Genomic DNA, 10,818 nt, shown 5'->3' with positions numbered 1-10,818 from the left:
AACAGGATCACAAGACACTAGGAATCGATCAGCGTCAACGTTTCGAATGACATTGTGCTATCCAGGAGCGATAGCGTCGATTGGAGAGACAGCATTGACGGCCCAGGGAGGGCCCAGCGCCGGCGAATGGTCCTTCTTTAGCGCATAAGCCGCTGATGAGAGGGCCTCGCGGAGTGTGTTCGCGTCTCTGGCCGAACATCGCGATGCGTTGTTCCCGGCAGAGATGTTCGCGGACATGTATCCGTCGGCGAACGGGTGGCCGTCCATGCCGCCGCATGGTCGTGAAGACGTGGGACGTGCCGGGCAGCACAACAGATACCGGCACGTGACATGTCCCAACTCACCCACGACAACGGTCAGTTCGCTGGGGTGCCCGTCCCCTTCGCTACGGTGCCCCCATGACCGACCGAACGATCTTGACACTCCGTACCTGACCCAACTGCACTTCCATGAAGAAGACTTCGTGTACCCGCTGAACCACTTGACCCTCCTGTTCTGGAAGGGCAGCGCGAAGTACGACCGCGAGGAAGCGCGCCTGCGCGACGCAATCGACGACTTCGAGTGACTTCCCAGATCGCGTGGATGCCAGGATCGTCGCCAGGGTGCCTCATTTCCCACCGTTCGTAGCCGGCCGGCGCGGGCGGCGGGGCCATGGCATGGCCGGCCGAACTGGTTGAGCGGCACGGTTGGCAGTACGCGCTGACCTCCGGCGCCGACCGGGCTACGCCTGAGTGACTACAGGGCGTCGCCTCACTGGGGCGGCGGGCTTACAGGCTGAGCGTGGGATTGGGGGTCAGGACCCGGCGCAGGACGGCTTCGACGTGGGTTCGGTCGGGGGCATGCGTGCCGGCCAGGCCGCTGAGTGTGAGGCCGTTCATGGTGGCGGCGGCCGCAGCGGCGGTGACGGGGTCGGTGTAGTGGGCCAGGGCTTCGACGGTGTGCTCGGTGTACTGATCTGCGATCGGGCGCAGTGCGGGGCGGCGCAGGGCTGCGACGTAGAGCTCGAATTCAGTGACCTGCTGGTCGCGCTGGGGCCCGAAGCAGCCGAGCAGCACGTCGGTGAGCAGGATGACGAGATGGTCGGTGCTCAGCTCGGGCCGTTGGGCGACCCAGTCGCGGAGGTAAGCGGCGTAGCGGTCGACGGCCCGGCTCAGGGCAGCGGTGATGAGATCGTCCTTGGTGGCGAAGTGGTAGGTCGTCGCTCCCAGGGGGACGCCGGCCGCTTCGGCGACTGCGCGGTGGGTCAGGCCTTCGATGCCCCGCTCCGCAATGACTCTCTCGGTGGCCTCGGCGATCTCTTCGATCCGCCGCTGCGGGTCGCGCCGACGCCGCGCGGGCTTGTCGACAGTCATGAGACCGCCCCTCTCCCTCTCCGTACAGACTGTGTAGTACGAAGGTACTGTACTAATGCCGGTCAGCGCTGCTCACGGCATGTTGTGCCTGGTCAGCTGTGCACAAAGCGCTCCGGTGCAGCGGAAGGGTGAAAGGACCGCGAGGCGAATGTCCGGATTGCAGCCTTGGCGGTTCCTGCGGTACAGTACAAATGTACTGCTTGAACGTGGAGCCCCGGCACTCGTCGGCTCTCCCCGGTCGGCCGATACATCCCCCTCACCGCAAAACCCACACGCAAGGAGTGATCTCCCATGAAGGCTCCCGCCCTCTCTCCCTGTCTCGGCGTCCCCGACACCCAGGCTGCCGTCGACTTCTACGAGAAGATCGGCTTTACAGCCCTCCCTGCCGGCGACGACCCCAACGACGACCTGCGCATCCTGCTCTTCGAGGGCGAGTTCGCCCTGATGGTCTACCGGGAGGATCAGCTGCGCAGCTGGCTGCCGAACCTCAAGGAGACCCCTGTCGGTGCGTTCGGCATGTTCTACCTGGCCGTCGACGACTTCGACTCCTACGTCGAACGCATCCGCCCCCTGGTCACCGTCCAGAAGGACGTGTTTGAGCACCACGGGCAGAAGCTCTTCTACTTCATCGATCCCAACGGGTACGTCATCGCCGCTGCCCAGAAGCAGGCCTGGTGACCGCCCCAAGAAGGCGCCGGAGGGCGCCGCGAAGGTGAAGTGCGCAGCGTTCTGGGGCCACGACGGCAGGGCTCTCGCCGAGTTCTACGCCGCTGCCCTCGGCTGGAAGGTCACCCAGACCTTCGGCGAATCCGCAGCGATGGTCAGCGACGGGACAACCTCGTACGTTTTCTACACCGCCCGGGACTTCAAGGCCCCGAACTGGCCGCAGGACGAGCTCGTCTTCCACCTCGACCTCGCCTTCGACGATGTCCAGGCCGCCGAGAAGCGCCTGCTGGAGCTCGGGGCCACCCGCCCCGGCCACCAGCCCGGCGGCGCCCACTGGACCGTCCTGCTCGATCCCTCCGGCCAGCCCTTCTGTATCAGCTCCACCCGCTAGCCGGCCGCTGCCTGTTCCCCACCCCACCGTTGCCTCTTCAGTCCGCCTCCCGGAGCGAGCCATGACGTCCTTCCGCCGCAGCGTCACCCCGGCCGAGCGCCGCGCCCGCCTCGGGCGCCGGCACCTGCTGGTCGGCTCAGCGCGGGTACGGACGCCGGAGGAGGTCGCCGGCGCCCTGATCGGGCTGCACGCGACCGACCCGGCCACCGTGTTCCTGTCCGCCGCAGCGCGCATGGCCGAGCCGGAAGTCGCAGCGGTGGAACGGGCGTTGTACGAGGAGCGGACGCTGGCGCGGATACGGTGCATGCGCCGCACCATGTTCGTCCTCCCGGCCGCCTTCGCCCCGGAGGCCCAGGCCGCCGTCGGCAGGTACGCCTACATGGACCGTGGCAAGGCCCTGGACCGGTTGCGTGAGGCGGCCGGCTGGGACGAGCTCCGCTACACCGCGGCGGAGCAGGACGCCTTGGCACTCCTTGCCGAACGTGGTGAGGCCACCGCCGCCGAGTTCGCCGCCGCCGTACCCGCTTTGCGGGAGCAGATCGTCGCCTTCCCCGGCAAGTCGTACGAGTCCCGTCAGCGCGTCGCCTCCACCGTCCTTGGCGTCCTCGCCGCCGAAGGCCGTATCCGCCGCGCCCGCCCGGCCGGGAACTGGACCTCCGCCCAGTTCCGCTGGGCCCTGGCCGAACCCCTCCCCGAGCTGCCCGCATCCGAGTCGAAGGCCGCCCTCGCCCGGCGCTACCTCTCAGCTTTCGGCCCCGTCACCGAGGCCGACCTGAAGTGGTGGACCGGCTGGACCTTGGCTGCCACCCGCAAGGCGATCGCCGCCAGCGGCGCCGAAGCAGTCAGCCTCGACGAAGGCACCGGCTACCTCCTGCCGGAGGACGTTGAGCCGGTCTCCTGCCCCGAACCCTGGGTCACACTGCTGCCCAGCCTCGACGCCACCCCCATGGGATGGCGCCAACGGGACTGGTACCTCGACGCCGACCACACCCCCGCGCTCTTCGACCGCAACGGAAACATCGGCCCCACCATCTGGGCAGACGGCCGCATCATCGGCGCCTGGGCTCAGCGTCCCGACGGCAGCATCAACCACCGCCTCTTCACGGACCCCGGCCGCGAGATACACACCGCCCTCGACGGCGAGACCGCCCGCATGACCACCTTCCTCAGGGGCACCCGCGTCACCCCCTGCTACCGCACCCCACTCGAACGCCAACTCTCCGCGTAACCGTCAGCGGATCCTCCCCAAGCCGTCGTCATCACGGAAGCGCGGTATCACGGAAGCGCGGTCACAACGCCGCGCACCTCGCTGTGGACCGACACCGTCTGGGTCGTCGACTCCACGGCCGTGGAATGCGGAAGTTCACGCGAGACGGTCAAACACTCCGGCCTGGCCGGATGGGCCGAGTTCGGCTACTGCGCCAGCCACTCCCGCTTCTTCTGTGGTCTTCGGCTGCGCCTCGTGTGCACCCTCCACGGGCTGCCCGTCGTGTTCGCTCTGACCGGCGCGAAGCCGACGAACGCCAGACCCTTCTCGTCATCCTCGACGCCGAGTCCGGCCTCGTCGGCTCCCACCTAGGGCAGACCCTGATCAGCGACCGCCACTACTACGGCGCCCGTTCGAACGCGAACTCACACAGTGGGGAATCCGACTGCTGCGGCCGGCCCGCAAGGGCGAGCCCGCGCGCCGGGTCCGAGCTGTTCAGGCCTTCAAAGCCCAACTCGACCTCGAACGCCACCAGGGCCGTACCGCCGGCGGTGTCATGGTCTGCGTCCTGCAACGCGTCCTCGCACTCACGGCCGGAATCTGGCTCAACGACCGCACAAGTCAGCCCGACATGCGCTCACTGACCGCCTACGACCACTAACCCTTCGCATCATTCATCTAGCGGCGGCCACACCCAGCTACCGCCGGCGAGGCTGGAGAAAGTGCTGGCGGGTTTGGGGCCGCGATCGACGCGGTGGGAGGCAGCTTCGCGATGCGTTACACCGCGGTGGTGGTCACAGTGGTGCGAGCCGACGCGAGATGACCGCGGGTGCGGCTTGCCTCAGGTGGCTGGGAGGGAAACGCTCAGTCCCGCGAACTGGGGCGCCCATCCGCACAGTGAAGCGCTCAGGCACGTCGACGGGAGCGAGCGAGCGGTCGTGCACTGCCGCGTCGGCGGGTGTCCGAGCGTTGGTGGCAGCGCAGACCCGGTCCTGCACAGCCCTGCTTCCGGGGGCTGAATGCTACGCGTACGGTGTCCTCGTGCCCCCTGTTCACGACGCGCTGCGGCCGCAGTCGCTCATGCTGACGTTTCTGGGCGACCAGGTGCTGGGCCGGGACATCTGCGTGTACTCCGGGAGTGTCATCGACCTCTTCGGGCGTGCCGGCGTCGGGGAGCAGGCGACCCGTTCGACGCTGACCCGCATGGTGGGGCACGGCCTGCTGCGGCGGCAGCGTGAGGGGCGTCGTATGTACTTCGGGCTGACGGAGCGCTCGGAGGCGGTGCTGCGCGACGGCAGGCGCAGGATCTGGGAGACCGGAGCGGTCAACCGGCAGTGGGACGGCACGTGGACCCTGCTCGGCTTCTCGCTGCCCGAGTCCTGGCGGCGGCAGCGGCACGATCTGCGTTCGCAGCTCACCTGGAGTGGCTTCGGTCCGCTGTTCGGCGGGCTGTGGATCGCACCGGGCGAGGTCGACGTGTCCTCGCTCGTCGCGGAGCTGGGGCTGGCCGCGCACGTGAAGGTCTTCCGGGCCCGGGCTGACGCGGGCATGGACATCGGCGCGATGATCGAGGAGGCCTGGGACCTGTCCGAACTGGCCGCACAGTACGAGGAGTTCGTACGCCGTTGGCAGCCGGGGGAGGAGCGGACGGTGCCGGTGGACGACGACCCGCTGGTACTGCGACTGCTCCTGTCCACGCAGTGGCTGCGGATCATCCGGCGCGACCCGCGGCTTCCCGTCGCGCACCTGGCCGACGACTGGCCCGCCGAGCGGGCCGAGAAGACGTTCCGCGCGGTCCACGACCGTCTCACCCCGGGCGCGGGGGAAGCGGCGGAGCGTCTTCTCGACCTGGTGCCGGTGCGGCCGGACGCCGCAGGTCAGGCGTAGACAGGTCAGGCGTAGAAGCGGGAGAGGCTCCGCAGGACGGCGGCCGGCTTGCCGCCGCCCTCGATCTCGAGGGTGCCGTCCACGGCGATCTGCACGCCGCCCGGCACGTCCTCGGCCGAGGCCAGCTTCGCGACCAGCCGGATACGGGAGCCCACTTTCACCGGCGAGGGGAAACGGACCTTGTCCAGACCGTAGTTGACCTTCGTGGTGACGCCCTGGACATCCAGCAGTTCGGTGAAGAGCGGGATGAAGAGGGAGAGGGTGAGGTAGCCGTGTGCGATGGGCGCGCCGAAGGGGCCCTCCTTGGCCTTCTCGACGTCCGTGTGGATCCACTGGTGGTCGCCGGTGGCGTCGGCGAAGGTGTTGATCCGTTCCTGGGTGACTTCGATCCAGGCGCTGGTCCCGAGGTCGCTGCCGGCGAGCTTCTTCAGTTCATCAAGGCCGTTGACGGTGACGCTCATGTGGCGTGTTCTCCGTAGGTTCGTGGTTTCAGAGGGTCAGCGCGTGCCGTACAGGGAGCGGACGCGGGGTTTGAGGAGCTTTCCCGAGGCGGTGCGCGGCAGTTCGTCCGCGACCACGACCGACTTCGGGATCTTGTACTTCGCGATGCGCCCGGCGAGCGACGCGAGGAGCTCGTCCGGATCGAGCCGGACGCCCCCGCGGAGGACGACGACCGCGCGGGGAACCTCGCCCCACTTCTCGTCGGGCACGCCGATGACCGCGCATTCGTCGATGTCGGGATGTGCGAGCAGGGCGTCCTCGACCTCGGAGGGGTAGATGTTCTCGCCCCCCGAGATGATCACGTCCTTTGCGCGGTCGACGACATGGATGTATCCGTCCGGGTCGGCGTACGCGATGTCACCGGTGCGGAACCAGCCGTCGGAGAGGACCGCCGCTGTCTCTTGCGGCAGACCCCAGTAGCCGGGCATGACGTTCGGGCCGCTCACCAGGATCTCCCCCCGCTCTCCGGCGTCGGCCGGCGAGAGGTCGGGGCGGACGAGGCGTACGTCGGTGAAGAAGTGCGGTACACCGGCCGAACCCGCCTTGCTCAGGGCGTGTTCGGCGTCGAGGAAGAGAGTGCCGGGCGCGGCTTCGGTCATGCCGTAACCCTGCTGGAAGGTGAGCCCGCGTTGCTGGTACGCAGCGATGAGGGCTGTCGGTACGGGGGCGCCGCCGCAGTTGAGGCCGCGCAGTGAGGACAGGTCGGCGTCGGCCCAGCGGGGCTGCCGGGCCACTTGGCCGAACATGGCGGGCACGCCGAACATGACGGTGACGCGGTGTTCCTCAATGAGGTCGAGAGTGCCCGCCGGGTCGAAGGACTCGGCCAGGACGCAGGTGCCGCCCTTCAGAAGGACCGGCAGGGCGAGCATGTTGAGCCCGGCGGTGTGGAACAGGGGCGCGGAGACGAGAGCCGTCTCGTCGGCTGCCAGATCCTGGTCGACGAGGACGTTCACGGCGTTCCAGGTGATGTTGCCGTGGGTGAGCATCGCGCCCTTGGGCCGGCCCGTGGTCCCCGAGGTGTACATGATGACGCAGGTGTCGTCGAGGGTCACGGGTTCGTCGATCGGGTCGGTGGATGCCTCGGCCAGCAACTGCTCGTAGCCGGAGCCCACTTCGATGCGTGTACGTACGGGCCCGTCGGGATTGTCAGTGGCGTCGTACAGACTTGGGGCGTGGACGAGGATGCGCGCACCCGAGTCGGACAGCTGGTGTGCGATCTCAGGGGCGGCGAGGCGGGTGTTGAGCGGGACGAAGACGGCGCCGAGGAGGCCCGTGGCGAAGAAGGTCTCCAGGAAGGAGGGGTGGTTGGGGCCGAGATAGGCGACGCGGTCACCACGCCGGACACCCCGGTCGTGCAGGGCATGCGCGAGGCGGGTGGTGTGATCCTGCAGGCCGGCGTAGGTGAGGTGCCGGTCCTGGTGAATCAGGGCGGTGCGATGGGGAGTCTTGCGGGCGCGGCGCGCGGGCCACGACCCCAGTCCTTCGTTGCGCATCGGTACGCCGCCTTCACATGTGGGTGGACCCGCCGGTGAGCCCGAGGAGGCGGGCGGCGTTGTCCTTGAGGATCTTGGGCTTGACGTGGTCCTTGATGCCGAGCTTGCCGAAGTCGGCGAGCCAGCGGTCGGGGGTCAGGACGGGGTAGTCCGAGCCGAAGAGGACCTTGTCCTGGAGCAGGGAGTTCGCGTACTGCACGAGCTGCGGCGGGAAGTACTTGGGCGACCAGCCGGACAGATCGATATGGACGCCCGGTTTGTGGGTGGCCACGGCCAGGGCCTCGTCCTGCCAGGGGAAGGAAGGGTGAGCGAGTATGGCCTTGAGGTGGGGGAAGTCGGCGGCGACGTCGTCGACGTGCATCGGGTTGGAGTACTTCAGGCGAATACCGCCGCCGCCCGGGACACCCGCGCCGATGCCGGTCTGTCCGGTGTGGAACAGCGCAATGGTGCCGGTCTCCTCGATGACCTCGTACAGCTCGTAGGCGAGGGCGCGATCGTTGGGGAAGAAGCCCTGGATGCTGGGGTGGAACTTGAAGCCCTTCACGCCGTACTCCTCGACGAGCCTGCGGGCCTGCCGTACACCGGCCCGTCCGCGAAACGGGTCGATGGAGGCGAAGGGGATCAGTACGTCCGGGTGGGCGGCCGCGGCCTCGGCGACCTCCTCGTTCGGAACGGGTTCGGTGCCGGTGGCGTGCTGCGCGTCCACGGTGAAGACGACCGCGGCCATCTTCCGCTCGCGGTAGTACGCGGCGATCTCCTCCAGCGTGGGCTTCCGCCTGCCCTCGACCTTGAAGTAGGCACTGGAGGCGTCGTGCAGGTCGTCGTCCAGGGACGCGTTCCCCTTGGACGAGACCTCCGCATGGGTGTGCACGTCGATCGCGACGAGCTCTTCGACGTCGAGGAACGTCATGGTCACGCCTCCGGGAGCTTCGGCGCGGGGATGCCGACAGTCTGTGGCTCGGCGCCCACCGAGGTGGGCCAGGCGTCGGCGAGGGTGTCCGGCGTCCAGCCGCCGTCGGCGTACGCCGCCCTGATCTCCTGCGGGTGTGACCACAGCGTCACCCTGTCGCCGCCGATGCCGATGCACTGGCCGGTGACATTACGGGCGGCCTCCGAGGCAAGAAACGGCACGAGCGCCGCACAGTCCTCGGGAGTGCCGAAGCCCTCGCCCCTGCGCAGGAAGCCGGGCAGTGGCTCGCCCCGCCGCATCGCCTCGATGTACGGCGCGAAGGCCGGGATGGTCTCGGTCATGGCGGTGGCCGCGACGGGCACGACGGCATTGACCGTGATGCCCGAGCGGCCCAGCTCCATCGACCAGGTGCGGGCCATGGTGGCGATGCCTGCCTTTGCCGCGGCGTAGTTCGTCTGGCCGAAGTTGCCGCGCTGTCCGGCCGGGGAACCGACAAGGATCAGGCTGCCGCCCTCACCCTGCTCACGCATGCGGACCGCGGCGGCCCTGGCGCAGGTGAAGGTGCCCTTGAGATGGACGTCCACGACGCTGTCGAAGTCGGCGTCGGTCATCTTCCACAGGACCTTGTCGCGCAGGATGCCCGCGTTGGTCACGAGCACGTCGAGTCGGCCGAACTCCGCGACTGCGCGGGTGACGAGACGGTCGGCGGCCTCGCTGGTGCCGACCGCGACCACCTCGGCCACGGCCCGGCCGCCTGCCTCGGTGACCGACTTGACGGCCTGTTCGGCGACGGCTTCGTCGACGTCGTTGATGACGACGCGGGCGCCGGCGGCGGCGAGAGCGTGCGCATAGGCGAGGCCGAGGCTGCGGCCCGAGCCGGTGACCACGGCCACCTTGCCGGTGAGATCGATGGTGGGCACGAAGAGGTCCCTTCGGAAAGGAGTGTTGGGGCGCCGAGGGCAGTCCAGGCGGGCTGCACCCTCGGCCAGGAGATCGAAGCTAAGGACAATAGTTGTTGACGTCAATAGTTGTTGAGAGCCTCGTTGTGCGCCATGCTGTGACCAGAACGCACCAACGCCCCTGACCGGGGCCTCGACCAGGGAGTCCGTCATCGCCGGCCAGCACCACGCCACGAACCCCGTCCCCATCGACGCGCACGAGCCGTGGATGCGCGGACTCCACACGGACACCGGCTATTTGCTGTACCGGCTCGGCCTGCGTTCGGGGCAGCTGTTCAACGCATTCCTCCAGGAGTCGGGCCTGCGACTGCGCCACTACGCCTTGCTGCGCTTCCTCGCCACATCGGAAGGCGCGCTGCAGCGCGAGCTGAGCTCGCGGCTCGGGTACGACCCGAGCGCGATCGTCGGCCTGGTGGACGATCTGGAGCGGCTCGGTTTCGTCGAGCGCCGCCCGTCGCCCGACGACCGTCGCAGCCGCATCGTCGTCCTGACCACCGACGGCCGGGCATTCCTGCGCGACACCGACGAGGCCGGGCTGCGTGTGACGAACGAGCTGCTGGAACCGCTCGACCCCGCCGAACGGGACGCGCTCCACGCCCTGTTGCAGCGCATCGCCGAGGCCGGGCTGGACTGATCCCCGGACCGTCCAGGCCGTCCGGACCGCTCCCGGACTCCTGGCGGCAGATGTTGTGCAGAACATTGACGGCAGTAAGAGTTCTGCCTAACTTCACCGGGCACCGGCACCGTCTCAATGACACCGCCACCGCACCCGGGAGCCTCCCGTGCAACCACCCAGTGTCCCCACGCCTCAATCCGCCCCGGACACCCGGCAGTTGCGCCGCGTCGCGCTGTCCGGGCTGCTCGGCACCGCAGTGGAGTTCTACGACTTCCTCGTGTACGGAACGGTGGCCGCACTCGTCTTCGGCGAGCTGTTCTTCCCCCAGGCCGACCCCGCAGTCGGCACCATCGCCGCCTTCGGCACATTCGTGGCCGGCTATGTCGCCCGTCCGCTCGGCGGCATAGTCTTCGGCCACTTCGGCGACCGTCTCGGCCGCAAGTCGATGATGCTGCTGGCGATGGTCCTGATGGGCGCCGGCAGCTTCCTCATCGGCCTCCTCCCCACGTACGACGCGATCGGGGTCTGGGCACCCGTGCTGCTCATCACGCTGCGCGTCGTACAAGGCATCGCGATCGGCGGCGAGTGGGGCGGCGCCACGCTGATGGTCGTCGAACACTTGAAGTGCTCTCCCGGCTGAAGCCGGGAGATTCCTGCTTACCTTGCGGTAGCGGGCTTGACGCGCTTCGCGCGCCTGACGACTGCCCTCCCGGCAGCCGGGATGAGCGCGAGGCCCATCCGGTACAGATGCAAAACATTCCGGGCTGCGTTGTGGTCGGCGTTGCCCGACCAGCCGCAGTCCGGGTTCTTGCACACGAACACGGCCTGGGACTCCC

10 protein-coding genes and 2 pseudogenes are annotated in these 10,818 nt (G+C 68.5%); 6 read left to right on the top strand and 6 right to left on the bottom strand.

Going from position 1 to position 10,818, the window contains the following annotated elements:
* Nucleotides 1-767: 767 nt before the first annotated feature.
* Nucleotides 768-1,352: a TetR/AcrR family transcriptional regulator gene (locus J7I98_RS07925; RefSeq protein ID WP_214919893.1), complete on the bottom strand. Its 585-nt coding sequence runs from the start codon at nucleotides 1,350-1,352 to the stop codon at nucleotides 768-770.
* 291 nt (nucleotides 1,353-1,643) lie between these two features.
* Between J7I98_RS07925 and J7I98_RS07920 the strand changes: the two genes are divergently transcribed.
* The 4 genes from J7I98_RS07920 to J7I98_RS07905 all read left to right on the top strand — a co-directional run bounded on the left by J7I98_RS07920 (nucleotide 1,644) and on the right by J7I98_RS07905 (nucleotide 5,503).
* A complete protein-coding gene (locus J7I98_RS07920; protein WP_214919892.1) occupies nucleotides 1,644-2,030 on the top strand; it encodes a VOC family protein in 387 nt (128 codons plus the stop codon).
* A 34-nt stretch (nucleotides 2,031-2,064) separates the two neighbouring features.
* Entirely contained in the window at nucleotides 2,065-2,409 is a 345-nt protein-coding gene (locus J7I98_RS07915; protein ID WP_214919891.1) for a VOC family protein, read from the top strand.
* 61 nt (nucleotides 2,410-2,470) lie between these two features.
* A complete protein-coding gene (locus J7I98_RS07910) occupies nucleotides 2,471-3,637 on the top strand; it encodes a winged helix DNA-binding domain-containing protein (RefSeq protein ID WP_214919890.1) in 1,167 nt (388 codons plus the stop codon).
* A 1,020-nt stretch (nucleotides 3,638-4,657) separates the two neighbouring features.
* Nucleotides 4,658-5,503, top strand: coding sequence for a PaaX family transcriptional regulator C-terminal domain-containing protein (locus J7I98_RS07905; protein ID WP_308377702.1), 846 nt, complete (start codon nucleotides 4,658-4,660; stop codon nucleotides 5,501-5,503).
* Nucleotides 5,504-5,508: 5 nt separating this feature from the next.
* Here J7I98_RS07905 and J7I98_RS07900 read toward each other — a convergent pair whose 3' ends face one another.
* From J7I98_RS07900 to J7I98_RS07885, 4 genes are read right to left on the bottom strand one after another with little or no spacing between them, the layout of a single operon-like run.
* Complete coding sequence (locus tag J7I98_RS07900; RefSeq protein WP_214919889.1) at nucleotides 5,509-5,964, bottom strand: MaoC family dehydratase; 456 nt, start codon at nucleotides 5,962-5,964, stop codon at nucleotides 5,509-5,511.
* Between the two features lie 36 nt (nucleotides 5,965-6,000).
* On the bottom strand, nucleotides 6,001-7,497 hold the full coding sequence (locus J7I98_RS07895; RefSeq protein WP_214919888.1) for a long-chain fatty acid--CoA ligase: 1,497 nt from the start codon (nucleotides 7,495-7,497) through the stop codon (nucleotides 6,001-6,003).
* Between the two features lie 13 nt (nucleotides 7,498-7,510).
* Nucleotides 7,511-8,407, bottom strand: coding sequence for an amidohydrolase family protein (locus J7I98_RS07890; RefSeq protein ID WP_214919887.1), 897 nt, complete (start codon nucleotides 8,405-8,407; stop codon nucleotides 7,511-7,513).
* 2 nt (nucleotides 8,408-8,409) lie between these two features.
* Nucleotides 8,410-9,327, bottom strand: a complete 918-nt coding sequence (locus J7I98_RS07885; protein WP_308377701.1) for an SDR family oxidoreductase — start codon at nucleotides 9,325-9,327, stop codon at nucleotides 8,410-8,412.
* Between the two features lie 247 nt (nucleotides 9,328-9,574).
* On the opposite strand from J7I98_RS07885, the gene J7I98_RS07880 reads away from it, so the two are divergent.
* Nucleotides 9,575-10,000, top strand: coding sequence for a MarR family winged helix-turn-helix transcriptional regulator (locus J7I98_RS07880; RefSeq protein WP_214919886.1), 426 nt, complete (start codon nucleotides 9,575-9,577; stop codon nucleotides 9,998-10,000).
* A 148-nt stretch (nucleotides 10,001-10,148) separates the two neighbouring features.
* Nucleotides 10,149-10,601 (top strand): annotated as a pseudogene (locus J7I98_RS07875) (MFS transporter); the annotation flags it as partial.
* 38 nt (nucleotides 10,602-10,639) lie between these two features.
* On the opposite strand, the pseudogene J7I98_RS40825 reads toward J7I98_RS07875, so the two are convergent.
* Nucleotides 10,640-10,818, bottom strand: a pseudogene (locus J7I98_RS40825) (RNA-guided endonuclease TnpB family protein); the annotation flags it as partial.

It is taken from the genome of Streptomyces sp. ISL-98, from assembly GCF_018614055.1.
Lineage (GTDB): Bacteria > Actinomycetota > Actinomycetes > Streptomycetales > Streptomycetaceae > Streptomyces > Streptomyces spiramyceticus.
This window is presented reverse-complemented; position numbering and strand designations above follow the sequence as displayed.

Coding starts and splice junctions, on each gene's coding strand:
- J7I98_RS07925 (WP_214919893.1), bottom strand. CDS start 1,352: ATGACTGTCGACAAGCCCGCGCGGCGTCGGCGCGACCCGCAGCGGCGG.
- J7I98_RS07920 (WP_214919892.1), top strand. CDS start 1,644: ATGAAGGCTCCCGCCCTCTCTCCCTGTCTCGGCGTCCCCGACACCCAG.
- J7I98_RS07910 (WP_214919890.1), top strand. CDS start 2,471: ATGACGTCCTTCCGCCGCAGCGTCACCCCGGCCGAGCGCCGCGCCCGC.
- J7I98_RS07900 (WP_214919889.1), bottom strand. CDS start 5,964: ATGAGCGTCACCGTCAACGGCCTTGATGAACTGAAGAAGCTCGCCGGC.
- J7I98_RS07895 (WP_214919888.1), bottom strand. CDS start 7,497: ATGCGCAACGAAGGACTGGGGTCGTGGCCCGCGCGCCGCGCCCGCAAG.
- J7I98_RS07890 (WP_214919887.1), bottom strand. CDS start 8,407: ATGACGTTCCTCGACGTCGAAGAGCTCGTCGCGATCGACGTGCACACC.
- J7I98_RS07880 (WP_214919886.1), top strand. CDS start 9,575: ATGCGCGGACTCCACACGGACACCGGCTATTTGCTGTACCGGCTCGGC.